Origin of the sequence: Streptomyces sp. NBC_00178 (assembly GCF_036206005.1) — a bacterium.
Classification (GTDB): Bacteria; Actinomycetota; Actinomycetes; order Streptomycetales; family Streptomycetaceae; genus Streptomyces.
On the sequence record NZ_CP108143.1, the window covers coordinates 1549329 to 1572513 of the forward strand.

At 68.6% G+C, this 23185-nt stretch carries 24 protein-coding genes; 7 read left to right on the plus strand and 17 right to left on the minus strand.

Annotated features, from left to right (window positions below; translation table 11 throughout):
• Nucleotides 1-193 precede the first annotated feature (193 nt).
• Nucleotides 194-1288: a DUF5925 domain-containing protein gene (locus OHT61_RS06615; RefSeq protein WP_329035891.1), complete on the plus strand. Its 1095-nt coding sequence runs from the start codon at nt 194-196 to the stop codon at nt 1286-1288.
• A gap of 112 nt (nt 1289-1400) precedes the next feature.
• Here OHT61_RS06615 and OHT61_RS06620 read toward each other — a convergent pair whose 3' ends face one another.
• Nucleotides 1401-1775 (minus strand): GntR family transcriptional regulator, encoded by a 375-nt coding sequence (locus tag OHT61_RS06620; RefSeq protein WP_329035892.1) that lies wholly within the window; start codon nt 1773-1775, stop codon nt 1401-1403.
• Between the two features lie 93 nt (nt 1776-1868).
• On the opposite strand from OHT61_RS06620, the gene OHT61_RS06625 reads away from it, so the two are divergent.
• Nucleotides 1869-2789 (plus strand): GNAT family N-acetyltransferase, encoded by a 921-nt coding sequence (locus tag OHT61_RS06625; RefSeq protein WP_329035894.1) that lies wholly within the window; start codon nt 1869-1871, stop codon nt 2787-2789.
• Nucleotides 2770-3270 (plus strand): DUF402 domain-containing protein, encoded by a 501-nt coding sequence (locus tag OHT61_RS06630; RefSeq protein WP_329035896.1) that lies wholly within the window; start codon nt 2770-2772, stop codon nt 3268-3270. The genes OHT61_RS06625 and OHT61_RS06630 overlap by 20 nt, the downstream gene beginning before the upstream one ends.
• A gap of 82 nt (nt 3271-3352) precedes the next feature.
• On the opposite strand, the gene OHT61_RS06635 is transcribed toward OHT61_RS06630, so the two are convergent.
• The gene (locus tag OHT61_RS06635; protein WP_329035898.1) at nt 3353-4819 is read right to left on the minus strand and encodes a trifunctional class I SAM-dependent methyltransferase/NUDIX hydrolase/VOC family protein; all 1467 of its coding nucleotides are present in this window, start codon (nt 4817-4819) and stop codon (nt 3353-3355) included.
• 264 nt (nt 4820-5083) lie between these two features.
• Here OHT61_RS06635 and OHT61_RS06640 point away from each other — a divergent pair, with 264 nt between their 5' ends.
• Nucleotides 5084-6658 (plus strand): alkaline phosphatase D family protein, encoded by a 1575-nt coding sequence (locus OHT61_RS06640; RefSeq protein ID WP_329035899.1) that lies wholly within the window; start codon nt 5084-5086, stop codon nt 6656-6658.
• Nucleotides 6659-6909: 251 nt separating this feature from the next.
• Here the strand turns inward: OHT61_RS06640 and OHT61_RS06645 are convergent, their stop codons facing one another.
• The 6 genes from OHT61_RS06645 to OHT61_RS06670 all read right to left on the minus strand — a co-directional run bounded on the left by OHT61_RS06645 (nt 6910) and on the right by OHT61_RS06670 (nt 11722).
• Nucleotides 6910-8100 (minus strand): site-specific integrase, encoded by a 1191-nt coding sequence (locus OHT61_RS06645; RefSeq protein ID WP_329035900.1) that lies wholly within the window; start codon nt 8098-8100, stop codon nt 6910-6912.
• A gap of 66 nt (nt 8101-8166) precedes the next feature.
• A complete protein-coding gene (locus OHT61_RS06650; RefSeq protein WP_329035902.1) occupies nt 8167-8382 on the minus strand; it encodes a helix-turn-helix domain-containing protein in 216 nt (71 codons plus the stop codon).
• A gap of 208 nt (nt 8383-8590) precedes the next feature.
• Complete coding sequence (locus OHT61_RS06655; protein ID WP_329035903.1) at nt 8591-9793, minus strand: DUF3631 domain-containing protein; 1203 nt, start codon at nt 9791-9793, stop codon at nt 8591-8593.
• Nucleotides 9790-9981, minus strand: a complete 192-nt coding sequence (locus tag OHT61_RS06660; protein ID WP_329035905.1) for a hypothetical protein — start codon at nt 9979-9981, stop codon at nt 9790-9792. Before OHT61_RS06660 ends, OHT61_RS06655 begins: the two co-directional genes overlap by 4 nt.
• Nucleotides 9982-10127: 146 nt before the next feature.
• Nucleotides 10128-11027: a bifunctional DNA primase/polymerase gene (locus OHT61_RS06665; RefSeq protein WP_329035906.1), complete on the minus strand. Its 900-nt coding sequence runs from the start codon at nt 11025-11027 to the stop codon at nt 10128-10130.
• A complete protein-coding gene (locus OHT61_RS06670) occupies nt 11024-11722 on the minus strand; it encodes a DNA cytosine methyltransferase (protein WP_329035907.1) in 699 nt (232 codons plus the stop codon). The genes OHT61_RS06665 and OHT61_RS06670 overlap by 4 nt, the downstream gene beginning before the upstream one ends.
• A gap of 212 nt (nt 11723-11934) precedes the next feature.
• Between OHT61_RS06670 and OHT61_RS06675 the strand changes: the two genes are divergently transcribed.
• Nucleotides 11935-12918, plus strand: coding sequence for an HNH endonuclease (locus OHT61_RS06675; RefSeq protein ID WP_329035909.1), 984 nt, complete (start codon nt 11935-11937; stop codon nt 12916-12918).
• 266 nt (nt 12919-13184) lie between these two features.
• Here OHT61_RS06675 and OHT61_RS06680 read toward each other — a convergent pair whose 3' ends face one another.
• The 6 genes from OHT61_RS06680 to OHT61_RS06705 all read right to left on the minus strand — a co-directional run bounded on the left by OHT61_RS06680 (nt 13185) and on the right by OHT61_RS06705 (nt 18076).
• On the minus strand, nt 13185-13643 hold the full coding sequence (locus tag OHT61_RS06680) for a hypothetical protein (protein WP_329035911.1): 459 nt from the start codon (nt 13641-13643) through the stop codon (nt 13185-13187).
• Between the two features lie 205 nt (nt 13644-13848).
• A complete protein-coding gene (locus tag OHT61_RS06685; RefSeq protein ID WP_329035912.1) occupies nt 13849-15966 on the minus strand; it encodes an ATP-binding protein in 2118 nt (705 codons plus the stop codon).
• 65 nt (nt 15967-16031) lie between these two features.
• Entirely contained in the window at nt 16032-16586 is a 555-nt protein-coding gene (locus tag OHT61_RS06690; protein ID WP_329035914.1) for a hypothetical protein, read from the minus strand.
• 4 nt (nt 16587-16590) lie between these two features.
• The gene (locus OHT61_RS06695; RefSeq protein ID WP_329035916.1) at nt 16591-16947 is read right to left on the minus strand and encodes an RRQRL motif-containing zinc-binding protein; all 357 of its coding nucleotides are present in this window, start codon (nt 16945-16947) and stop codon (nt 16591-16593) included.
• Nucleotides 16947-17813: a protein spdB gene (locus OHT61_RS06700; RefSeq protein ID WP_329035918.1), complete on the minus strand. Its 867-nt coding sequence runs from the start codon at nt 17811-17813 to the stop codon at nt 16947-16949. The genes OHT61_RS06695 and OHT61_RS06700 overlap by 1 nt, the downstream gene beginning before the upstream one ends.
• On the minus strand, nt 17810-18076 hold the full coding sequence (locus OHT61_RS06705; protein ID WP_329035919.1) for a DUF6284 family protein: 267 nt from the start codon (nt 18074-18076) through the stop codon (nt 17810-17812). Before OHT61_RS06705 ends, OHT61_RS06700 begins: the two co-directional genes overlap by 4 nt.
• A 718-nt stretch (nt 18077-18794) precedes the next feature.
• Between OHT61_RS06705 and OHT61_RS06710 the strand changes: the two genes are divergently transcribed.
• Nucleotides 18795-19553: a helix-turn-helix domain-containing protein gene (locus tag OHT61_RS06710; protein ID WP_329035922.1), complete on the plus strand. Its 759-nt coding sequence runs from the start codon at nt 18795-18797 to the stop codon at nt 19551-19553.
• A gap of 2 nt (nt 19554-19555) precedes the next feature.
• Nucleotides 19556-20029, plus strand: a complete 474-nt coding sequence (locus OHT61_RS06715) for an NUDIX domain-containing protein (RefSeq protein WP_329035924.1) — start codon at nt 19556-19558, stop codon at nt 20027-20029.
• On the opposite strand, the gene OHT61_RS06720 is transcribed toward OHT61_RS06715, so the two are convergent.
• The 3 genes from OHT61_RS06720 to OHT61_RS06730 all read right to left on the minus strand — a co-directional run bounded on the left by OHT61_RS06720 (nt 20017) and on the right by OHT61_RS06730 (nt 23035).
• Nucleotides 20017-20589, minus strand: a complete 573-nt coding sequence (locus OHT61_RS06720; protein ID WP_329035926.1) for an HD domain-containing protein — start codon at nt 20587-20589, stop codon at nt 20017-20019. The two genes, OHT61_RS06715 and OHT61_RS06720, sit on opposite strands and share 13 nt — an antisense overlap.
• Entirely contained in the window at nt 20586-20972 is a 387-nt protein-coding gene (locus OHT61_RS06725) for a GntR family transcriptional regulator (protein WP_329043122.1), read from the minus strand. The genes OHT61_RS06720 and OHT61_RS06725 overlap by 4 nt, the downstream gene beginning before the upstream one ends.
• Nucleotides 20973-21172: 200 nt before the next feature.
• The gene (locus OHT61_RS06730; protein ID WP_329035928.1) at nt 21173-23035 is read right to left on the minus strand and encodes an AAA family ATPase; all 1863 of its coding nucleotides are present in this window, start codon (nt 23033-23035) and stop codon (nt 21173-21175) included.
• Nucleotides 23036-23185: the final 150 nt, after the last annotated feature.

The window sequence follows — 23185 nt, forward strand, 5'->3', positions numbered from 1 at the left end:
AACAGTACGTGGAACAAACCTTTTTGATGATGCGTCATATAGCAAGGGACATCCGGCGCACCGAGGGGCAAACCCGCTCGCGGACCAAGCGGCGGCACCGCCCGGCAGCCGGGTGCCCGCGACTGCCCGGAGCCCCCGGGCAGCTCGCGAAACCCGGGTGCGCGGGCCGCCCCCGTGCCGGATCATGTGCCTCATGTCTGCCAACCCCGAGTCCGCCCTGCCGATCCGGCTCAACGTGGACGACAGCGATTCACCGTCCGACGTCGTGGACGCGCTGTTCCTGGGCCGCTTCGCGACGGGCGAGCAGCCCCACTCGCACAGCTCCTCCCTGGACCGGGTGAAGCCGGGGGCGACCCTGCTGCCCTCCACGGCCAAGGTGCTGCGCTCGGCCCGGGACGACGACCGCAGTGCGACGCTCGCCGAAGGCGACGGGTGGACCGTCCTCGTCTCGCGGTGGAACCGTGGCGCCGACGTCACGGTGACCGCCGCGACACCCGAACTCGCCGAGAAGGTCCTGTCCGAGGCGACCGACGGCGCGCAGGACGAACCGGAACCGCAGCCGGACAACGTGACGATGGGCTTCTGGTACGTCTCTCCGCGCCGCGGCCCGCACCGCACCACCCGGCAGATCGCGGCGGGCACCTGGGACGAGGTGCGGCCCAACTACACGGCACCGGTCGCCGATGCCATGGACCGGCTGATGAAGGTCACCCCCGACGACATCTCCGGCCGCCTCCTGCTGCTGCACGGCCCGCCGGGCACGGGCAAGACCTCCGCGCTGCGCACGCTCGCCCGGTCCTGGCGGGACTGGTGCCAGGTCGACTGCGTGCTGGACCCCGAGCGGCTGTTCAACGACGTCGGATACCTCATGGACATCGCGATCGGTGAGGACGACGGCTCGGCGAAGGGCCGGTGGCGTCTGCTGCTCCTGGAGGACTGCGACGAACTGATCCGCGGCGAGGCGAAGCACACCGCCGGCCAGGCGCTGTCCCGGCTGCTGAACCTGACGGACGGTCTGCTGGGACAGGGCCGCAACGTGCTGGTGGGCGTGACGACGAACGAGGACCTGGAACGGCTGCACCCCGCCGTCGTGCGGCCGGGCCGGTGCCTGGCCCGCATCGAGGTGGGACCGCTGACCCGCCCGGAGTCGGTGTCCTGGCTGGGCACGGAGGAGGGGCTCGGCAGGGAGGGCGCCACACTCGCCGAGCTCTACGCCCTGCGCCGCGGCAGCGGCCCCGCGTCCGTGCCGAAGCAGGACGCCGGAGCGGACGCCGGGCTGTACCTCTGAGCGCACGGCGGACCGGCACAGGCCGCCCCTTCCGGGAGGCCGGCGCCTCACACCGTGGCCGGCCTGCGCGTTCCGGACGCGCTCGGCGCGAGCCCGCCCGGGCCCGCTGCGCTCAGCGTGCGTAGGCCGCGCGCACCGCGTCCGCGGCCCGGGTGAGCGCGTCGGCCTCCGAGAGGCCGAGGCGCCGCGCCTGCTCCGCGTACTCCTGCGCCGCCGTCGCCGCGTGACGGGCCGCCGCGTCGCCCGCCGGGGCGACGAACGTCCCGTTGCGGCCCCGGGTCTCGACGACCCCGTCGGACTCCAGTGCCCGGTAGGCCTTGGCGACGGTGTTGGCGGCGAGGCCCAGCTCCTCCGCGAGGCCCCGCACGGTCGGGAGCCGGTAGCCCACGGGCAGGGCGCCGGAGCGGGCCTGTTCGGACAACTGGGCACGCAGTTGCTCGTAGGGCGCGGTGGCGGAATCCGGATCAACGGCGATCTTCAGGGTCACGCGGCGATTCTCTCCCACCCCGGGCCCGGGCACCCCGCTGCGCGCCCGTAAATTCGGAGGCGGCCGGCCGGGCGGTCCGCGTACGGTCCCGGCATGACGGTAACCGTGCGCGACTTCCTGCCTGCCGACGCCGAGGCCTGGGTGCAGGTGCGGCGCGCCGCACTGCCGTACCTGGTGACGACTCCCGAGGGGGTCCTCAGCGACCTGGCGGCGTCCCATCCGGACCGGCGTTTCCGGCTGCTGGTCGCCGAGGAGGACGGCGAGCTGATCGGGACCGCCCAGGTCGGCATCGCGCACGAGAGCCCGGTTCCGGGCCAGGGATTCTGCAATCCCTACGTCCGCCCGGACCGGCTGGGACGGGGTGCGGGGTCACTGCTCCTGCGGACCGCCGAGGACCACCTCGCCGCCTCGGGCGCGACCGACGTCTACTCCTGGGTGCTCGACGAGCCGGCCAACCGCGCCTTCGCCGCGAAGCGCGGGTACGAGCCGCGCCGGTCGGCGCACTTCCTCCATCTCGACCTGGCGGGCGGCCCGCTGCCGCCGCTCCCGGAGCTGCCCGCCGGGGTCGCGTTGCTGAGCGGCGCCGACTTCGAGGACGATCCGCGCCCGCTGTTCGAGGCGGACGCCGAGGTCACCGCCGACGAACCGAGCGACGTCACGGCGGAGTTCAGCGACTACGAGGACTGGCTCGCCACGACCTGGCGGCGGCCCGGCTTCGACCACGCGCTCACCACGGTCGTCACGGTCGGCGGAGAGGTCGCGGCGTTCAGCGCGGCGCTGACCGACGGGCTGACCCGCTACTCGTCGGCCATGACGGGCACCCGGCGCGCCTTCCGCGGCCGGGGGCTCGCGAAGCTCGCCAAGAACGACTCGCTGCACCGGTCGCGTGCCGCCGGCTACACGGACGCGTACACCGGCAACGACACCGGCAACGACCCGATGCTGGCGGTCAACCGGTGGTTCGGTTACGAGGTCTGCGCGACGGAGGTGCGTCATGTCCGCAGCATCGGCTGACCCCGCGACGGCACTGACGGTGACGCTGGTCAAGGCGGGCCGCACCAAGATCCGGTATCCGGCGCGGCGGGTCCGTGACGACGGGGACCGGATCACGGTCCGTGCGCCGTGGGCGGCCTCGGGGGTACGGGACTTCGGCTTCGTGCGCTTCGAGCCGGGGGACGTCTTCACCGAACACTACTGGCGCGACCGGTGGTACGCGGTCAAGGAGGTGCGCACCGGCGGCGGGGAGCTCAAGGGCTGGTACTGCGACATCACCAGGCCCGCCGTGCTGCGGGGCGACGAGCTCGTGGTCGAGGACCTGGACCTCGACCTGTGGGTGTCCGCGGACGGCGCCACCGTGCTCCGGCTGGACGAGGACGAGTTCGACCGGAGCGGTCTCGCCGGCCGGGACCCGCAGGCGGCCGGCGCGGCCGTCCGGGCTCTGGACGAGCTGGACCACCTGGCCCGGACCGGGGGCCTGGCGGGTCTCCTCGGCTGAGGGCCGTCCGCGTCCTCGCGGCGGACGCCCGCCGCGAGGACGGCGCCTCCCGGTCCCACGCGCGGGTCAGGGAACCACCAGGTCAGGGGGCCACCAGCTCCACCTCGTAACCCGCCGCGTTCTCCAGGTACGCAGCGTGGTGCCCGCGGCCTCCGGTCCCCGGGGGGAGCGGCCGCCAGCCGTGGCCGGGCGCGCGGCGGACCAGGGCGTCGAGCGTCTCGCGGTCCCGGACGTGGAACGCGAGGTGGTTGAGGCCCGGGCGCAGCCTGTCGTGCGTGTCACCGGTCAGGTCCGGGGACTGCTCGACCACCACGTAACCGTCACCGCGCCGCCAGCTTCGGCCGTGCGCCCAGCGCTGGTACGGGACGTGGCCCAGCTCCCCCAGCAGCCAGCCCCATTCCGACTCCGCCTCCGCCAGGTCGGGCACCCACAGCTCGATGTGATGGACCCCGCCGGCGGGGTCGGCCGTCGCGGGCAGCGACACGGCACGGCCGGGGGCCTCCGGTGCGTACGCCACCGGGTCGCCGTCCTCGTGCCAGTGGATGAGGAAGCGCTCCCCCGCGCGGTAACCGTCGAGCCCCGCCCGGCAGTAGGCGACCATGTCGTCCGGCAGGGCGTCCAGCGGGTACCAGGTGAGTTCGGAGCACTTGTCCGGTTCGGCGTTGCGGGGCGGACGCCCGGGGTCGTAGCGCGCCTCGAAGAACCAGCCCATCCGCGGATTCCCGCCCGGGCCCTTGTGCTGCATGACCAGCGCCGTCCGGAGTTCGTCCGGGTCCAGGACGACGCCGATCTCCTCGGCGGCCTCCCGGATCACCGCCTCCCGGACGTCCTCGCCGTCCTCGGCGTGACCTGAGGGGGCGTGCAGCAGCCCGTCGGCGTAACCCGTGCCGGCCCGCCGGGCGAGCAGGACGTCCGGGCCCCGGCGCAGGATCAGGTGCACGTCGACGACCTCGCGGTGCCGGCGGGGCGGTTCGAGGCGGGCCACCAGGGCGTACCGCTCGTCGTCGACCTCCTTGCCCCAGAGCCGGGCGTCGCCCGCGAGCGGTTCGTGGTGGACGCTCTCGGTGTGGCGGCCGAGCAGCGCGGTGAGCCGGTCGGCGGAGAGACCCACCCCGTTCCACACCCCTTCGATCAGCACCAGCCGCCCGCCCGGCCGCAGCAGCGAGAACCAGTGCCGCAGGACCGCCTCGGGATCGGGCATCAGCCAGACCACGTGGCGGGCGAGGATCACGTCGAAGCGCCGGTTGCCCACCGGGGGGAGGCCCGCGTCCCCGGTCAGGACCTCGCTGCCGGTGCCGGCCAGCTTGGCCCGCGCCTGCTCCACCATGCGCGTCGACCGGTCGACGGCGGTCACCCGGTGGCCCTGCCCCGCGACGAGGAGGGCGAGACTGCCCGTGCCGCATCCGAGATCGAGCACCTCGGAGCGCGTGGTGGGCAGCCAGGTCTCCATCCGCTGCGCCCAGGCGTTGCGGACCGCCGGGTCCAGGAGCCCGTGGTCGGGTTCCTCGTCGAAGGAGTCGGCGGCGGCGTCCCAGTCGATCGTGGTCATGGAGACCATCTTGTCAGCCGCCACCGACAGTGCGTCGAAGCCGATTTCCCTCGCGCACCGTCCTCACCAGGGGTCGCAGCAGGATCGGCGCGGGCGTCGGGGGCCGCGCCGTGGCGAGGACCCGGGGCCGCCGGGGCGGCCCCCCGGCGGCGATAGCTGCGGTGTTCACGTATCGCTCGGCCACCGGCCATCCGCCGCGTGCGGGCACGACATCAACTCCCCGCAGTCTGTTTCGGGTTGACGCAGACCGACCGAGGAGGACCCGTGGTCGCACCATCCGTGTCCCGCAGGCAGATGTTCGGATTCGGCGGCGCGACAGCTGTCGCGCTGATGCTCGGGACGGGGGCGTGGGAGACGCAGTCCGCGTTCGCCGCGCCCCCGCTGAAGGGGGACCCGTTCACCCTGGGGGTCGCCTCGGGCGACCCGACGTCGGACGGCTTCGTGCTGTGGACCCGTCTGGCCCCCGACCCCTTCGCCCAGGACGGGCTCGGCGGCATGCCCGCGACACGGGTCCGCGTCCAGTACGAGGTGGCGCTCGACGAGCTCTTCCGCCGGGTCGTACGCCGGGGCAGCGTCCTCGCGAGCCCCGAACTGGCCCACTCCGTCCATCCCGAGGTGCACGGTCTGGCCCCCGACCGCACCTACTGGTTCCGCTTCAAGGCCGGTTCCTCCATCTCGCCGGTGGGGCGTACGCGCACCACTCCCGCCCCCTCCGCCTCACCGCGCGAGCTGAAGTTCGCCTTCGCGTCCTGCCAGGCCTGGCAGGACGGCTACTTCACGGCGTACCACCACATGGCGCAGGAGGACCTCGACCTGGTGGTGCACCTCGGCGACTACCTCTACGAGTACGGGGTCGGCACGAACAAGCGTGGCGTCGTCACCGACCCGAGGTTCCACACGGAGACCCTCGACCTCGCGCGCTACCGCCTCCAGTACGGCCTCTACAAGTCCGAGGCCCCGCTGCGCGAGGCGCACGCCGCCTTCCCGTGGATCATGACGTTCGACGACCACGAGGTGGAGAACAACTGGGCGGACGAGACGTCGGAGAACGACGAGGACCCCGCCGGTTTCCTGCTGCGCCGCGCCGCCGCGTTCCAGGCGCTGTACGAACACGCGCCGCTGCGCCGCGCGCAGTTGCCGAAGGGTCCCGACGTACAGATGTACCGGCGGCTCCCCTACGGCCGGCTCGCCGACTTCACGATGCTGGACACCCGGCAGTACCGGGACGACCAGGCGTGCGGCGACGGTTCATCGGCCGACTGCGCGGAGCGCTTCGACAAGCACCGCACCCTGCTCGGCCCCCGTCAGCGGGCCTGGGTCCTCGCGGGCTTCAGCCGCTCGCCCGCCCGCTGGCAGATCCTCGGCAACCAGGCGCCGATGGGCCAGACCGACCAGGACCCGGGCCCCGGCACGACCGTCTGGACGGACCCGTGGGACGGCTACGTCGCCGAGCGCAACCGGCTCCTGGCGCACGCGGACAACCGGGGCGTGCGCAATCTCGTCGTCATCACGGGCGACCGGCACCAGAACTACGCGTGGGACCTGAAGCGCGACTACTCCGACCCGGAGTCGCGGACGGTGGGTTCGGAGTTCGTGGGGACGTCGATCACCAGCGGTGGCGACGGCGCCGACATGACAGCCCAGGGCCGGACGTTCCTCGCGGCGAACCCGCACATGAAGTTCTTCAACAGCCAGCGCGGCTACGTCCGTGTGACGGTCGAGCCGGACCGCTGGACGAGCGACTACCGGGTCCTGCCCTTCGTGACGAAGCCGGACGCGCCGATCAGCACACGCGCGAGCGTCGTGGTGGAGGACGGCCTGCCCGGGGTGCAGGTCTGACGCGGCGTCACCGCACCGGCCGGGCGGCGCGGCAGGGGGATGCCGCCCGGCCGGTGCCGGCGCCGGGACGCGGCATGGGGCGGCGGCCAGGGCCCCGGGCCGGTCTTCCTGAGCCCTCCCCTAACCGCCCCTTAAGCCCGCCGCAACAGTCATCGCAGCCCCTTCGGTCCCTACTGCGCAGGTCAGCAGCAGGGACCGAAGGGGCTGCTCCCCCGCAGGGAGCCAAAGCGGGAGCCACGGCGCCTTAATCGCTAAGTCTCCGGCGGACTGTCGACCGTCACCGGCCCTGAACTGAAGATGGTGTCCATGGCTTCAGCGCCCTCGGAGATCACCGGGCGGAGTTGCTTGCGGTAGACCTTCTCAGTGACGTCAGTACCACTGTGACCGACCACCCGCGCGATGACTTCGATAGGGATGCCGTGATCTGACAGCAAGGAAACGAAGCTGGTTCGCAACTCCCGCGGCACCCAACTCTGCGGGTCCTGGAAGCCCGCTTCCTTGAGGAGGGACCTGAAGTTGCGCCGCACATTCAGCGAACTCCGTTGCTGTCCCTCTGCGGTGGGGAAGACAAGCCGCTCGTCCGTCCATGGTGCGCCGGCGGCTGCACACGCGGCAACCTGTCCAGCCTTGTACGCCGTCAGCACCGTGGCTACTTGGTTAGGCATGGCCAGCGACCGGCGACTCTTTCTCGTCTTCGTATCACCATGCCTACGCACAGATCGCCACACGTCGACGTGTGGTCTCTCGCCTTCCTGGGAGTCGATGTGCACGTGGGTCCAGGCCAGGGGTCGGGCCTCTTCCGGTCGAACGCCTACGAGTAGCGACAGAACCACGTAGGCATGAATCCACGTGCCTTCCTTGGCCCGCAGGACCGCTTCCCCCTGCTGCAGCGAGAGCGATTTACTCGGGCGCCCAGCGCGGCCTTCCGGGACTTGTACCAGTTCCGCCACGTTCCGGACCACCTTGTTCCTGCGCTGACCTTGGCCGATCGCGCGGCGGAGGATCGAATGGATCATCCGCAGGGACTGCGTTGCCAGAACGGCAGCCCTGCCCTCCAACCATTCATCAAGCTGGTCTGCGTCAAGTTCACGAAGCCTTGCGGCACCGAGGTAGGGCCTGATGTGGGTGTCCGCGAGGATCCGGTAAGTGCCGATGCTGGTTTCCTCCCGCCCCTTCAACCCTTTGTCGAGCCAATCGCTCACCGCTTCGGCGACGGTGTAACTCGCGGACGGCTTCACGCCCGCGTCCAGCTCCTTCTTCAGCTCCCTGAGCTTGTGGCGAACCTCCGTCTTGGTCTTGCCCGACACCTTGGGCCGGTGCCGCTTGCCGGCAGGCGTGTAGCCGAGGGACACGGCACCTACGAACCGGTTCTTGGACTTGTCCCAATAGATCGAGTCTTCTCCGTTGGCAGCCTTGCGGCCCCTGCCAGTCGGCTCGCTCATGGTGACCTTTCGTAAGAGCCCGGGCCGCGTCCGTGCGGACGCGGCCCGGGCCGGAGTGCTGATGGCTCAATGCGCGGCGTTGGCCTCACGCTTGAGTAGCTCGACGTAGTCCTCGATGTACTCCGTCGGGATGCGTCGGCAGCGGCCAATGCGGACCGTCCGAAGCCGTCCGAGTCGAATTTCCTCGTAGGCGGTGGAGCGCTTGACTCCGAGGATCTCGGCGGCTGCCTCGACTCGGTGGAGCCGGCGCTGCGGGGTCGATGCTGTGGGTGCCGTGTCCATGAAGGCGGTATCTCCTTCGCCATGCGTCCGGGCGGGGCCGCGGCCCCTTCCTGTCAGGTCCGCTACCTCCGCTACCTCCGCTACCGCCCTGGTCAGGGGCTTGCTCGTGGTAGCGGATGAGGTAGCGGTAGCGGATGAGGTAGCGGTAGCGGATGAATCCGCTACCGGCCTCGGCCCGAGCGGGGGCGAGGCCGGTAGCGGGTAGCGGCTAGGTAGCGGACGGGAGGAGGGTTGCCGCTACCTTTTCCGGGTCGCTGACCTGCGAGGTAGCGGAGGTAGCGGAGGTAGCGGACCCTGAGGGGGGTGGGGGGCAGTACCGCTGCCACGCATCGTGGAGATCCGCGGCGTAGTAGCCCTTCAGGACCGCCCCGGCGGACTTGATGTTGCGCGCCTTGACCGGGGTGTTGTCCTCGGTCATGTACTCCCCGAGCATCTTCGACAGGCCCCGGGAGTCGAGCGGCCGGCCGCTCATGTCCGCCCACGGCGCCTCGTCCAGGGCACACAGTCGGTCCAGGATGGCGACGGTCGGCATGCGGTCGATGCCCGCCATGACGTGATCCCGCAGATCGGACAGCAGCCGGATACCGAGGCTGCCCTTGTCGTCGGCGCGTGCGGCATTCACCAGCTCCATGCATGCGGTGCGGGCACGCTCGGGCCAGTCCCCGCCGGCCGCATCGGCGACGGAGAGCAGGGGCTCCCATACGTCGGCGGGCCGGTCGGTGACGCCCTCGGGCATCTCGGGCCACCGGCCTGAGACGTCGTCGCGGACCTGGTCGGCCCACTGTGAGAGCCGGTCGCGCAGTGCGTGGCCCTCGGCCTCGTGGAGTCTGGCCCGGAACGGTTCGGCCTTCTCGTTCCTGGCCCTGCGCCGCATGCGGATGATGACGGACCGGGTGGTGATGGTGTCGGGCAGGTAGCCGAGCCCGGCGACCGCAACGGCGGTGTAGGAGGGGAACTCCACCACGGTCTGGTTGCCGCCGTCTCCGATGCACCGGTAGGTAACGCCGGAGCGTCGGTGGCCGGCGTTCAGGAAGCCGCGCAGTTCCTCGTTGTCCCCTGCTTTGGGGCCGAAGACGGTATCGATCTCGTCGAAGAGGATCGTGGGCCGTCCGGCCGGGTCGGACACGGACCGGAAGAGCGCGGCTGCCCGCGCGTTCACCGCCAGCATCGGGCGCGGTACGAGGGTCTCCACCACTTCCAGCGCCCGGGACTTCCCCGACCCCGGCTCCGGGGAGAGGAAGGCAAGGCGTGGGGTGGAGTCGAACGCGTCCAGGAGGTGGGCGTGTGCGTCCCACAGAGCCACGGCGACGTAGGCGGCCTCGCGGGGGAAGACGTTGAACCGGCGGTGGAATGCCTCCACCTCGTTGAGCAGTGCGGCGCCGTCGATGGGCGGGGTGAATGTCGCGTTCATGCGGCGGTCCTCCGGGTCTCTGTGCCGGTGTGGGTGCAGTGCCCGACGGTCACGCGGGCGGTGAGTTCGATGACGGCCTGGCGGCCCCGGGCGTGTTCGTGGTGCCCGCAGGTGCAGAGCCAGTCGGCGACGGGGAGTTCGTACCGGCCGAGTCCGCGCACGGTGAGACCGGGCTGGATGCCGGTCACTGTGACCGTGTGCGGGTCAGGGAGAAGAGCAACGCGGACGCCTTCGGCGACGACCTTCGACGCCCCACCGCTCGCGTGGCCGGGGCCGCTTTGGCGTGGCCGGGGCGGGTTGGGAAGGCTTTTCAGATGGGGACTGGCCGGGGCGGTCATGCTGCCTCCGGTCGTGGCCGGCAGGTGCGGATGGACCAGTCCAGGGCGCTGGCGATGGTGGCGCGGCACTCAGCCGCGGTGAGCCCGACGGCCTCGCCCTCTGCCTGAAAAGCCGCTTCGACGATGTGGCGGGGAAGGTCTCCCCATGCCACGAACCGGCCCACGGCCCGGACGGACGCCAGCAGGGTGGCGTTGCGCCTGCCCTCCCCTGCCGCCCGGACGGTCTCGCGTTCGCGCTGGAGGGCGATGTCCGCGTACCGGCGGGCCCGGAGCGGCACCGGAGCAGGTCCCGGCACGGTTGCGGGTTTGGGGTGCGGGGGCATGAGGCGTTGCCGGAGCCAGCCGGGCAGAGGGTTGATGAGGGCGGGGCCGTCGATGGCGTAGTGGTGGCCATTGATGGTGCTGCCCGCGGCGACGACGTATCCGCCCCATGCCCGGGTGTCGACCAGGGGCGCTAGGGTTCCGGCGGTGTTGTGGAGGCGGGCGGCTGCGGGGGCACTGAAGTACAGGTGGTATCCGCCGCTCGCGGTCCGGATCGTGCGGGTGCGGGGCACCGGGTGTCCGACGCGCTCGCAGAGCGCCGTGAAGGTCGTCACGCCGCAAGGCGTGTCCGCACTGCTGTTGGGCTTGGGCATGTCGAGATCTATGACGACCAGCTCGGACGGGCCGGTGGCGATGCCGATGTTCCACGCTCCGGTGGACCAGGCGGCGCGGATGCGGTCGGGGTCGGTGGTGGCGCGCTGCTCCCACTTCAGGTGGCCGGTGGTGCAGGGGCCGGTGCGGGGGCAGGCGCTCTCGCCGTGGAGGGCGGGGCGCTTGTCGCCGGGGCGGAGCGGGAAGACATGCCATCCGCGCTCCGCCGCGTTTAGAGCGGTGGACAGCAGGTGGGTAGTCATGCCGCGGCCATCCTGTCTTGGGTGAGGAACTGGCCGCCGATCCATTGGGCGTAGGCGGGTGGGATGGCCTCGCAGACGCCACGGATGGTGGTGATCCAGGGGGTGCCCATGGTCTCGGCGGCGGCTCGTTGCCAGGCGCGGGAGTGCCGGCCGCCGGTGATGGTCATGAACGGCTTCTCAGGGGTGGGGAGGTAGCCGTTGCGGGTGCAGAGCGCCGTGTGCGCGGGGTGGTCCGGTGGGGTGAGGGGGAAGCTGGTCTCGAAGAGGCGGTGGCGGTACATGCGCAGCCCGAACATCGGACCGCACAGCGTGGTGGGGTTTCGCATTTCGGGGCGGGCGGCTTCGACGTTCTCGATGACGTAGGGCCGGCCGACGGTGCACATGGCGTCGCGGGTGGGGGCGATGAGGTCGGGATACGTCTTGTGGTTGTAGGCGTTGAGCGGGCTGTACTTCTGGCAGGGCGGTGAGCCGTGGACGATGTCGTATTCGTGGCCGTGGGCGAGGAGGTACTCGATGGCGTCGCCGTGGATGAACGTGAAGGGGTACTCGGTGGCGCAGTCGGCGTCGAGGTCGACGCCGACGACGTCGAAGCCGGCCTGGTGATAGCCCATGGCCATGCCACCGCGGTGGCAGAACAGGTCGAGTAAGCGGGGACGGGTGCTCGGCTCTCGCCGGATGATGGTGGGTTGGGTCATGCTGGAGGACCTCCACAGGTCTGGTTGGACGTGGGGAAGGGGGAGTGGTCGCGGTCTTTTGCCGAGAGGCGGCCGCTCCCGCCCTCACCAGGTGGGTGAGGGCATCCCGGTGCCGCGCTTGGGCGGGCGGGATTGTCAGTGGTGCCCGATACGTTGATCAGGACAGTTCCGCCGCCCAAGTGGGCGCGGTGGCCGGTGACGTGGGGAGCCTGATGGTTGCTTGGTTGATGTATCTGGGTGATGGCCCCAAGCGCGTGGGGGGCGGGTATGACGACAACCCGTCCACGCACTACAGCTGGGACAGCAAGGTGCCCAACCACGCCTATGTGCGGGTCGGGGACACGATCGTGCTGTGGGACGGGGACACCCTGCTGGGCTTGTCCGTGATCGAGGACATCGCGACCGGTACCGGGACCAAGGACTGCAGCTCGTGTCCGTCCTGCGGGAAGGCGGATATCGCCGCGCGTAAGACGATGACGCCGAAGTACCGCTGTTGGACCAAGACGTGCAAGGCGGAGTTCGACAGCCCGACGGTGGAGACGGTCTCGGTAGTCACCTACCGTGCCCGCTACGAAGCCGGCTGGATCGACCTGCGCGGCCACGTCGACGGGAAGGAACTGCGCGACCTGTGCGAGGAGACCACCTCGCAGAACGCGTTGCGGCGCCTGCGTTGGGACGACTTCCGTACCCGTGTGGAGACCGGCAAGAACGCCACCCCCCTCGACATCATCGACAAGACCCGCAAGGTCATCGCCGGCGGGCACACGACCCGGACGGTCAGGGCCCGCAACGGCCAGGCCGCCTTCCGCTCCACCCTGCTCGAGGACTTCGGCGAGGTGTGCGCTTTCACCGGTCCCATGCCCGCCGTGGTGCTGGAGGCGGCGCACCTCTACAGCTACGCCGCGAACGGCAAGCACCACACCTTCGGCGGCTTGCTGCTGCGACGCGACGTCCACCGGCTTTTCGACCTGGGGCAGATCGCGATCGACCCCAGCACGCTCACCCTCGACGTCACGGCCGGCACTCGGAAGTATCCGGACTACGGCAAGTTGCATGGCCAAGCGCTGACCGTGCCCGTCACCAAGGCTCACAAGAAGTGGATCGCCGAGCACTGGGACATGCACCGCACCACGAATACCATCCCCGGCCAGAGCACCAAGCCCCCTGCCGCGGCGGTCATGGGCTTGGCCCCCTAGCGGGAACTCGCGAGCGGCCGGGCGATTGGCGACGGTTGGGGGCCGGGCGGCTACGAAGCCTTCGGCCCCTTGGGGCGGGTCGGCGTGCGCGTGGTCGCGGTGGACGGTCGACTACCGCCGTCGGGGTTCCAGCGGCCCGGGCCCGACCCGCACGGCATCGCAGGACCGCTGCTGGTGGGCTTGTTGGCCTTTCCCCGGCTGTCGCTCATCTCGGCCTTCCTGATCGGTTGGGGTGCGATGTGGGAGGGCGCTGTTCCTTGGGGTGGTCAGCCGTGGAAGTGGTTGCGCTTGATGACGGCCTTGCGGATGTTCACCGTCGTGGACCCCTGCTTGCGGCCGGCGGTGAGGACCTGGAGGGCGATCCAGCCGCCGAAGATGACGGCGGCCAGGATGATGAGCTGCTGGACCAGTGCGGCGAGTGCGGCGATGAACGTGGTCAGCAGAACGAGCCCGCCGCAGACGGCGCCGAACCCGATCCCTCCGAGCGCGATGTTCACTGCGGTGCGGGAGACAAGCGGCTTGGCGACGACCGGTTCGGGCTGGCCCGGGTCGATGGCGTAGCCGGTGATGACCCGCCCGTCCGGCAGCACGATTGACGTCACCGCAGGAAGCGTTCCGGGCTGTACGGGCACGACCGGGGCGGCCGGGTAGGAGGTGATGGGGGTGGGCTGGTGGATGGTCACGGCCTGCTGGACGGGCCGGTGGGTGGTGTTCTCGGGGAACATGCGGAATCCCTTCCTTTGCTGGGTCAGGGAGGCGGAAGTACCCCCAGCGGGACGCGTTGTGAGGGGGTGTGGGGGTGTTGAGCTGGGGCGACTCCCTGCCTCCCTGAACATCATTTGCGCAGGTCAGGTCCAGGGAGGCGGGTCAGGGAGGCGTTCAGGGAGTTCTCCCTGCCTCCCTGACCCGCGCGGGGTGCGCTCCCTGTGATTAGGAAGCAGAAGCGGAACCGTCGGTGTTCCGGTTCGCGAGGGCGCGGGCGATGCGCTCCCGGCCCACGACCATCCGGCCGTCCGACTTGTACGGCTCAGCCGCGGTGCCGTCGAGAACGCGCTTGAGGTCGGCGTGCGTCCAGGCGCCGTAGCTGTCCTCGGACAGCACCGCGAGGCGCTGCAGCACGTCCTGCGTCAGGGCGCGCTTCGTGTCACCGACGACGGTCGCGATGTCCGCGAGCGGGTCACGCACCTCGCCCTGCTCGATGACGTGGAGGGTGGTGACGCCGTCGCGCATCGCCTTGGCGCGGGCGGTGATGAGGGCGGCGGTGTCGGTGTCGATGTAGTGCGTGCGGACCGTGATGGATGCCTGGCCGGCCGCGATCTCGATGCCGTCCGACGCGACCACGAGCGTGCCCTTGTCCAGTCCGGGGCGCAGGAGGTTCGGGGCGGCCCCGCCGTCGACGGCCTTGTCACCCAGGGCCATGCGGGCCTGCGACTCGGTGCCGAGTGCGAGGGATGCGCGGGTGTGGGCGCCCTCGCGGACCAGCTTGGGAAGGTTCTGGTCCGTGGGGTCCTGCGTGCCCTGCCACAGGGTCACGTTGACTGCCCGGCCCTGGTTGTGAATCTTCCTCGCGGCCATGAAGTAGCGGGAGGTGGCCTTGGACCCGCCGTACGGGCGCTTCTCATCGTCGACGACCGGGCACATGAACGCCACCTGCGCCTCATCGACCAGCAGCACCAGCGGCGGAAACACGGTCCCGGGCGGGGCCAGCAAGCGGCGCTCCATCTCGCTCACCCCGCCTTCCAGCATCTCGGTTGCCTGGATGACGTGATCGTCGGTCGGACCCTGAATGAGCACACTGGCCAGGCCATCGAACATGGCCCAGTCCCCGGCGCCCTTGAGGTCGGCAAGGCGGAACTCGACTGTCTTGTCGAGCGCGAGCCACAGGGCGAGCGCGCGGAGTGCTGCGGTCTTGCCCTGGTTGGACAGGCCGGTGATGAGGAGGTGGCGCTGGTAGAGGCTCAGGGCTGCGGCGTCGCCGCGCAGGTCCTGGCCCCACGGCGCCTTGCCGGTCTTGTAATTCGCGGCCAGGTCCTGGTCCGTGGTCAGCGGGGACGGGCCGATCGGCTCGTCCAGCGCCCCGGAGTCCGCGACCCAGAGCCGGACCGTGCGGGCGGCCTGCGGGATGGTGATGAACACTTCGTGCTCATGCCGCGACAGGTTCTCAGCGAGCTTGCGCCGCCGGTTCTGCACCTCGTTCGTGGAGACACCAGACGGGAGGGTGACGTCGACTTCGACGCCGCATCCGGCGATCCGAATCGGGCCCAGCATCGACGCGCCGGCGTCGCCCATCTCCTTGATGGCGGTCCGCAAGGGCGCGATACCGAGGTTCCGCAGGGCGAGAACCACGATGGACGGGGTGATCGGCTCACCCTCACCGGACCGGACGTTGGCGGGGAGTGCCCATTGGGGTGCTGCCTGCTGGTTCTTGCCGACGGCCCACAGCCCGAGCAGGGCCGCCCACGGGCCGATCGTGACCAGGGGGCCCCAGGTCACGGTGATGATGAAGACGATCCAGCGGACCAGCTCCACCACGGCCATGGTGGGGGCGTAGATGTCGGTCCAGTCTTTGTTGGCGACGGCGAGCATGATGCCGAGCAGTAAGAGACCACCCGCCCCGATCCCGGCGCCGGCCGCGATGCCCTTGGCCGCGTCCATCGGCGCGGTGAGCAGGTCCATCCGCCGGCGGTGGCGTTCCTGGCGGAAGCGCTGGCCACGCTCCTCCCACTCGGCGGCGGCCTCCATGTTCCCCGCGGCTTCCGCAGCGCGCAGGAGACGTTCGTACCGGGAGGCGGTACGGCCCTCCCACGTCCGGCGCGCCACAATCCGTGTCCCGCCCAGGACGTAGAGGCCGTGACGGGCGGTTGCCCGGCAGGCGGTTTTGGTGCTCTTGTGGGTGGCGGCCGTGCGGATTCCGCGTGCGGAGCGGACCCACAGGGGCACAGACGGCTTTTCAGCGGTGGGCGCTGCTACAGCAGCCGTCTCGACCGCCGGGGACGGCACGGGGGCGGGGGTGGTGTCCTCGAAGACGGGAACGACGTTGTCGCTCATGACGGAACGACTCCTGACTGCCCCAACCGTAGGGGCGCGAGGAAGGCGGAAGGTGCGGGGTGGGATCAGGCTGCGGCAGCGGGGACGAGGCGGCCGGCGAGGTGTTCCGCGCCGTATGCCTCTTTCTCGTCGGCCTCGAAAAGGCGGTCGAGTTCGCGGCTCTGGCGGCGCGACAGACGTTCGACACCCAGGTCGTGCCGGAGACCGGCGATGAGGCGTTCGCGGACGCCCTTGCGGCTGGTCTGCATCGCGTGGACCAGCTCGTGCACGAGCGTGAGCGCGAACGTGGCCTCGTTGGGGTGCTGGTCGACGTTGACGACGATCAACACCCCGCCGTCGTTGAGCGGGACGGCGCGGGCGGCGGTCTCGCGGGCCAGCTTCTTCGCGGCCCGCAGGGAGCGGGACTGGGTGCGCTTGTCGGTGCACCCGGCCGTTTCCCACTCGGCGGCCGTGCTGACCTCGGCAAAGTTCCGTTCCGAGGTGAGCACCACTCGCAGGTCGGGCATGCGGCCGGCCACGGACCGGTCCACGACCCGGACGGCCTCTTCGGTCAGGCGCTTGGCGGTGCGCAGGGTGGAGCGGTAGCCGAAGAGCTTGTGTGTGCTGATGTCCAGCTTCACCGTGTCACTCCGTCTCGTTGCCGCGGCTCGGGCGGCTGCTGAAAAGGTTGGAGCAGGGCACGCACATGCCGAGCGAGCGCGGGATGCAGTACCCGGCATCGGTCCGGCACTCGGGGCAGGTCCGGCGAGCCCGCATGGCCGCTTCGAGAGCGGCCATGCGGGCGGGCGTCATCGGCCGTACGGGCTTGGCCCGGTCGATCCGGTAGAGGTAGGCGATCAGCGGGCCCCGACGGCGGCGGGGCCGCTCCAGCTGGGCGGCCACGTCCTGCCCGCCGGGCCGCAGCCCGAGGGCTCGGAGTTGGCGGCGGGTGGCGTAGCCGTCTGGGGCCAGGCGCCACCGGTAGACGGGGAGCGCGCCCATTACGCGGCCACCACGCGCTTCCATGCGGCCCGCAGCCGGACCTCGGATGCGGAGTGCCCGGCGGTGCGGAAGCGTGACGCCATCTCCCGGTACGACAGCGCCGGGGTCTCGCTGTGCCGGATCTTGTCCACGAGCGCGTCCAGCGCCTCATCCGTAAGGGCGCCGGCCGACTCCAGCGCGAACGCCGAAACCGGCTCCGTGGGCCCCCAGACCGGGAGCTCCCACCGGGGTGTGACGCCTCCTGTGACGCGGGTCGTCACGCTGGTCAGCGCCCGTCCCGTGTCCTCCCCCTCCCGCGCCGCCTCCAGCGTCGACCAGGCCCGGGAGAGGGTGTCAGCGGTGCGCGCCTGTACGTGTGCGACGCGGGCACCGGCCTGCGTCACAGCCGTCAGCCGCGTCTCCTCCGTAGAGGCTTCGGCCCGAAGCCGAGCACGCGCCACGGCGGCTTCGTCGCGCGCTTCCTGCTGAATCCCCTGGATCGCATCCAGGGCCTCACCGGTGAGCGCGGTTCGCTCCCACAGCCCGTGGACCAGCCACAGGGCTTTGGCTGCGATGGGGAGCCAGGCGACGGCCAGCCATGCCCCCGTCGACTCCTCGGCGGTGAGGGCGTGGGCGACCAGGACGCCGGTGGCAATGAGGCCGAACGACCAGCCCACGCAGGTGACCGGGGTGGAGTGGTCGCCTTGTGCGGCGAGGCGGCGTTCGTAGGCGAGGGTGGCGAGCCAGCCGCCGTCGATCCCGAGACCGACGACCAGCGCGACCGGCCACGGCATCGCCGTGCCCAGCCACATCATCACCACGGCCAGCGTGAGGACCATGGAGACGGCCGTCATGCCGACGGCGGGCAGTACGGTCTTGGCGTTCATGCGGCACCGCCCGTGTGCTCGGTGCCGGCTCGGTTGGTCAGGTCCCGGCGGGCCGCCAGGACCCGGTTGCGGGCCCGGCGCACCCGGCGGGTGTCCAGCTCGTTGACCGGGCGGTCGATCGTCATGATCTGCGCGTCCAGCAACTCGACCTCCGCCCGGATCAGCGGCATCTCCCGATCGATCGCCTCCAGCTCAGCGGCCGACGGCTCGAAGTCGAGCGGCGCGGCCGTAACGAGGGCCTGAAGTGCAACGATGGTCTTCATGGGTCGTTTTCTCCTAGCGGTGGAACGGCCCTACAGCGGCCCCGGTGTTCGAGCACCGGGGCCGCGCGCCGTCGTGTGGGTGAAGCAGGAAGGGACGTTCTCCGGCTCCCCTCAGCCCCACCCGTGCTGCACTCGCGTAGTACGCGGCGCCGAACGGGTAGGGGAGGCAACCGGCCCGCTGCAACTGCGGGAATCACGGTCTGAACTGGCGGCCTGGGCTACGCGGCCACCGACTCAAAGGGCGTCATCACCTGCGCCGGTCCAGCGCGGGCAAAGCCCCGGTACATCGCCTGATCATTGGAATCCCCTCGGTCGGCGGAATGGCATGGAGCACTGCAAGGGGGATCGCGTCCCCACACTCCGGCCGTTGCTCGCGGTCGCCGGGCCACCTCGCCAGTCGGGCCGAAGCCCATTGCGTCCTACCTGGCCTTTAGCGGGATTGCAGCGTCCCCGCCCTCTGCTACTGAGCAGCCCAAAGAAGGCCCCTCAGGTACCGCTGAGATCCGCGTTCGAGACGAACCCGATGCGGTACCTCTATTACAGGTACCGCTACAAGTTTCGTCAAGCTCCGCGACGAACTCTCCGGCTTACGCGCCGGACTTCTTGATGCACCATCAGCATCGGTGCAGGTGGGGGGCGTTGTTTACCCCATGCGTGGACACCTCGGGGCGATCTCGTTACCTTCAGGAAGTCCCTAGACGTCCCACCGGGGGTTGAGATGTCCAACGAACGCTTACGTGCGGCTCTGCTGGCTCAGCGCATGACGGTGCATGACCTCGCAGAAGCCATCGAGGTGAACGCGAAGACGGTCGAGCGCTGGATCACACAGGGGAAGGTGCCGTACCGCCGGCATCAGTACGCCACCGCCTCAGTCCTCAAGGTGGACGTGACGACCCTGTGGGACGACGGCCGGGCCTTCGATACCGCCACGGATCTCAGTAGGGCTGAGATCGTCACGGTGTACCCGCACCGCCATATGGTTCCGTCGTCCCTCTGGCGCGAGCTGTACGCGCGGGCAGAGAACCACGTCGACGTGCTGGTCTACTCCGGCCTGTGGCTCTCGGAGGATCCGCAATTCCACGACCTGCTGAAAGCCAAAGTTGAGCGCAACGCGCAGGTGCGGATCATGCTCGGGGACCCGGGCTGCGACGCCGTGCGGCAGCGCGGAATAGACGAAGGACACCGCATCATGGACGGCAAGATCCGCAACGCCCTGATGAATTACCAGCCGCTCTTTACGAGTCACCCGGACATCGGCTTCCGGCTGCATGATGCGACGCTGTACAACTCGCTCTTCCGGTCCGATGACGAGATGCTCGTGAACACGCACGTCTACGGAATCGGCGCCTACATGGCGCCCGTGCTACACCTGCGACGACTGGCTGGCGGCGGCCTCTTCAACACCTACGCCAAAAGCATCGAACAGACCTGGGGCAGCGCACGCGCGGTCACCGATATCGACATGGCAGGAGCCTGAACATGGGACGCATCGACTACCTCCACGATCCGGCTGCCCCGCCGGCAAACTCGGTGGTGCCGTCCGTCGTGGCGTTCGTACGAAATGAAGCCGGGGCCGTTCTCCTCATCAAGCGATCGGACAACGGCCGTTGGGCACTGCCCGGCGGCGGCCACGATGTAGGCGAGTCCATCAGCGACACCGTGGTGCGTGAGGTCTGGGAGGAGACTGGCATCAAGGCCGAAGTCATCGACGTGTCCGGGATCTACACAGACCCCGGACACGTGATGCTGTACGACGACGGTGAGGCTCGACAGCAGTTCAGCATCTGTTTCCGCGCTCGCCCCATCGGTGGCGCAGTGCGAACGAGCGATGAAACCACTCAGGTCCGCTGGGTTCCCCCAGCGGACCTGAGTGGTTTCGACATTCACCCCACCATGCGGCTTCGAATCGAGCACGCCATGGACGAGGCTAGGCCGACGCCCTATATCGGCTGACGCTTGGCCTCTGCGAGCCGCAGCACTACGCGCGCGGTGCATGCGAGGATCTCCGGTTCGGCCCGCCGAATGAAGGTGCCGATCAGGCTGTCAGGCCCGTACCGGCCCGCGATCTCATTGACTCGATCCACTGGGTTGGTCGACGTGCCGTCTGGTGTGGTGTTCATGTCGCAGTAGCAGAGCGCATCCTCAAGCTCCGCGCGCTCGCGCGGAAACTCGGCTTCCAGCTCCTCGCTCATCCCGCGCGCCTCAGCTTCCATCCACGCGCAGGAATGGTGAGCCACCAGCTGCACGATCCGCTCGTCCGCGTGCGCCACATCCCGTAGGTACCTGGCGCCGTCCAGCGGGTGAAAGCCGGTCACGGCCAGGTCTGGGGCGTAACCGATGTCGTGTAGCACCGCCGCGGCCTCCAACAGCTCCGCGTCGTCGCCCAGGACGGAAGCGATAGCCCGCGCCCTCTCCGCAACGCCCTGGCAGTGCGCCCACCGACGCGGCAAAGGCTCTGCCAGCAACTCCTCCGCGAGTGGGTAGGCCCACTTCGTCAGTCCCGTTGTCGTCAAGATTGGGAAGACTCCGTTCGCTTCGGCAGCGCCCTTACGGTGCGCCGCTTCCCTTGCCTGGCTTCGGACAGCAGCCCAGCGGACTCTAGCTTGTCGAGAGCCTTACTCACGGTGGGCCTCGAGACTCCAAAGCGCGCACTGAGCTCCGTCGTACTGGGAAAGGCTGCCCCCACCTCCAGGGCGTCATCCGCGATCACGTCCGCCAGTCGCTCAGCCAGCGGCCGACGGTCGCCGCCTTCCCCGGGGCGGATCACTCTCCACCGCCCCCCAGGCACCGGCTCCGCGATCCCCTCCTTCTGAAGGACCCCAAAGACCCGCAGAGCGACGCCGCGAGAGACCCCATGGTCACGCATTAGGTCTGCGGCCGCCGGCAACTCGGTCATGTCATCGTCAGCCTCAACCTGCGCCCTAACCGCATCAGCAATCTTCAGGAACGTGCCCCGCGGACTGACCTGCTGCGACACGCGTCGCCCCTCTCTCGTCTCGTCCTAGTTGCTTCAAGCCTGCCATGGACCCTCGGAGTCGCTGCTCCAGCCTGCCGCTAAGGTCACAAGTTCACGAGGAGGACTGCTCGGAAGCGTGCTTAAGGAGCCTCAAGAAGCGCGGTAATACGCCGCCTAAATTCCTCAAGTGCGACGGGGCGCACACTTTCATCCAGGCGAATCCTAGCCGTAAGCGCATCCTTGAAAGCCGCCGAATTTGCGAAGCAACGGAATTTCCCATGAATTTTCGAAATAGCCGCTTTAGGGTCAACAAGGACAGGCCATTCTTTTGACCAACCCCTGCCGACCTCAGCTTCCACCTTTGAACGCACTTGGTTCAAATCGTTTGCTTTAGCCACCGCACTATCTGCATAGTCCCTAAGGTACTGCTCATACTGCACATACTTTCCGCCCTCTCTTTTTGGGCTCGGCGCAGGGTGAAGCTGATTCAATTCCTTCAGTGTTTTCTGATAGATGACATCTTCCTGGAGATCATCTGCTGAACCCCCCAAAGCCACCTCCACCTCCCGCTCGGTGACTTCGTATCCTGAATTGACAAGGGTCGCAAAAATTAGTTTTGCGTTCAGGAACAAGCTCTCGATCTCTCGAAACGGCCAGATGTGCAGATGACTGAACCGTGACATCTTCGCTTGCACCTCCGCCTCGTCCATCAAGTCGCGATCGATGAGGCAGAGCCACGGAATGCCTAGGGGTGAATTTTCGAGAGTTCTGTGAGCTGCTAGAACATCCTTTCCACTCCCAGCTACAAGAACGTGGGCTCGACCGAGCTCCACAGGAAGTAGATCCAACAGCCATTTAGAGTCTGTTTCACCTTCCACAACCAAGAGAAAATCACTCTGCAGCAACGCGGCAACCGTTATCCCTAGATCTGAAATAAGGGCTCGCCGAGAAGGTTCATCTTGCAATCTCTGGACTTGATTTTCCACAGATTCAGACGGACTCCGCAGCTGGTAAGCGGCCGAGGCTGGCGCAGTTGCGAGCAATTTCGGAGAGTGCGTGACAGCCCAAACCTGCGCTCGATCGGCGAGATTTTGCACAACGGAAAAGAGAGCCGCCTGCAGGGTTGGGTGTAGATGCTGTTCAGGCTCATCGATCAGCAGAACTCCACCGGAGGCAGAGAGTCTCCGCATGTAATACATGATTCCCAGCATTTCTTGTTCGCCGCTAGAAAGAGCCTCAAGGCCATGCGAGTGACCATCCGGGAGGCGGACTTCAATTCGACTATTAAGGCTGCTAGGGTTAATCTCCGGGCGAGTCAACGACTTTCCAGTCGCAGCATGAAAAGCTCGCTGGATCACGCCATAGTCATCTTCGCTAGTGACACCTTGCCTCTGGTTAAGCAGGTACTCATAATCCAAGGCAGCTAGATAACTCACCACATTCGGAAAACTTGCCAGATCATTGGGTCCAGGGCGGTTGTAAAGTTCTCTTCTTTCGCTGGCAACTGAGTCACTGGAGAGCAAGGAGAGGTCCACGCCAGGCGAGGATACGAGAGGAAAATATCTCACCGCTGGCAGGAAATCAAGAGTCGCAAACGAATTACTCTCCCTGAATACGGAATTCCTTAGCAGGTGCATGATGGTGGTCATACTATCCTCGCGAAGCCCTTGCCCCTTACTGAAATACATTCGCTCCTGAAACGGCGCAGTCTGCTTTGGAGGCAAAGCCGGCAACCCCACTCGAGGGGCCCATGATCGACACGTTTCCCATTCTTCCTCCGTGAGCGTCACACTCACTTGAATTGAGCAGTAATCTCCCCACGGGCCTATATCCGAGTAACCGTGAAAGGTGTTGCTCCAGAACGTTTTCAACGCGTTCAGGACAAGACTTTTACCCGTGCCGTTCTGTCCACTCACAACGATCAGGGGCTCATCTCCAATATCAGTGAAACTAGCATGCCGCAGTCCTCGATAGTTTATGATCTCACATTGCGAAATACGCATTCTTCTCTCCTCCCCCTAGGCGAACGGAACAAGAGTAGGCGTTGGGCCACGGTCGAGGGGCGAGGTCTGAAAGATGCCCTCGCGTGCCCAAGAGCAATGCTCGGTCTGCGCTTCAAGTCCCGGCCGCACTTGTTCCACGGTAGGTAGGTA

Excerpts from the sequence above, each read along its gene's own strand:
- OHT61_RS06615 (WP_329035891.1), top strand. The coding sequence starts at position 194 with ATGTCTGCCAACCCCGAGTCCGCCCTGCCGATCCGGCTCAACGTGGAC.
- OHT61_RS06625 (WP_329035894.1), top strand. The coding sequence starts at position 1,869 with ATGACGGTAACCGTGCGCGACTTCCTGCCTGCCGACGCCGAGGCCTGG.
- OHT61_RS06630 (WP_329035896.1), top strand. The coding sequence starts at position 2,770 with ATGTCCGCAGCATCGGCTGACCCCGCGACGGCACTGACGGTGACGCTG.
- OHT61_RS06635 (WP_329035898.1), bottom strand. The coding sequence starts at position 4,819 with ATGACCACGATCGACTGGGACGCCGCCGCCGACTCCTTCGACGAGGAA.
- OHT61_RS06645 (WP_329035900.1), bottom strand. The coding sequence starts at position 8,100 with ATGAGCGAGCCGACTGGCAGGGGCCGCAAGGCTGCCAACGGAGAAGAC.
- OHT61_RS06650 (WP_329035902.1), bottom strand. The coding sequence starts at position 8,382 with ATGGACACGGCACCCACAGCATCGACCCCGCAGCGCCGGCTCCACCGA.
- OHT61_RS06655 (WP_329035903.1), bottom strand. The coding sequence starts at position 9,793 with ATGAACGCGACATTCACCCCGCCCATCGACGGCGCCGCACTGCTCAAC.
- OHT61_RS06665 (WP_329035906.1), bottom strand. The coding sequence starts at position 11,027 with ATGACTACCCACCTGCTGTCCACCGCTCTAAACGCGGCGGAGCGCGGA.
- OHT61_RS06670 (WP_329035907.1), bottom strand. The coding sequence starts at position 11,722 with ATGACCCAACCCACCATCATCCGGCGAGAGCCGAGCACCCGTCCCCGC.
- OHT61_RS06675 (WP_329035909.1), top strand. The coding sequence starts at position 11,935 with ATGGTTGCTTGGTTGATGTATCTGGGTGATGGCCCCAAGCGCGTGGGG.
- OHT61_RS06680 (WP_329035911.1), bottom strand. The coding sequence starts at position 13,643 with ATGTTCCCCGAGAACACCACCCACCGGCCCGTCCAGCAGGCCGTGACC.
- OHT61_RS06685 (WP_329035912.1), bottom strand. The coding sequence starts at position 15,966 with ATGAGCGACAACGTCGTTCCCGTCTTCGAGGACACCACCCCCGCCCCC.
- OHT61_RS06695 (WP_329035916.1), bottom strand. The coding sequence starts at position 16,947 with ATGGGCGCGCTCCCCGTCTACCGGTGGCGCCTGGCCCCAGACGGCTAC.
- OHT61_RS06700 (WP_329035918.1), bottom strand. The coding sequence starts at position 17,813 with ATGAACGCCAAGACCGTACTGCCCGCCGTCGGCATGACGGCCGTCTCC.
- OHT61_RS06705 (WP_329035919.1), bottom strand. The coding sequence starts at position 18,076 with ATGAAGACCATCGTTGCACTTCAGGCCCTCGTTACGGCCGCGCCGCTC.
- OHT61_RS06710 (WP_329035922.1), top strand. The coding sequence starts at position 18,795 with ATGTCCAACGAACGCTTACGTGCGGCTCTGCTGGCTCAGCGCATGACG.
- OHT61_RS06715 (WP_329035924.1), top strand. The coding sequence starts at position 19,556 with ATGGGACGCATCGACTACCTCCACGATCCGGCTGCCCCGCCGGCAAAC.
- OHT61_RS06725 (WP_329043122.1), bottom strand. The coding sequence starts at position 20,972 with ATGACCGAGTTGCCGGCGGCCGCAGACCTAATGCGTGACCATGGGGTC.
- OHT61_RS06730 (WP_329035928.1), bottom strand. The coding sequence starts at position 23,035 with ATGCGTATTTCGCAATGTGAGATCATAAACTATCGAGGACTGCGGCAT.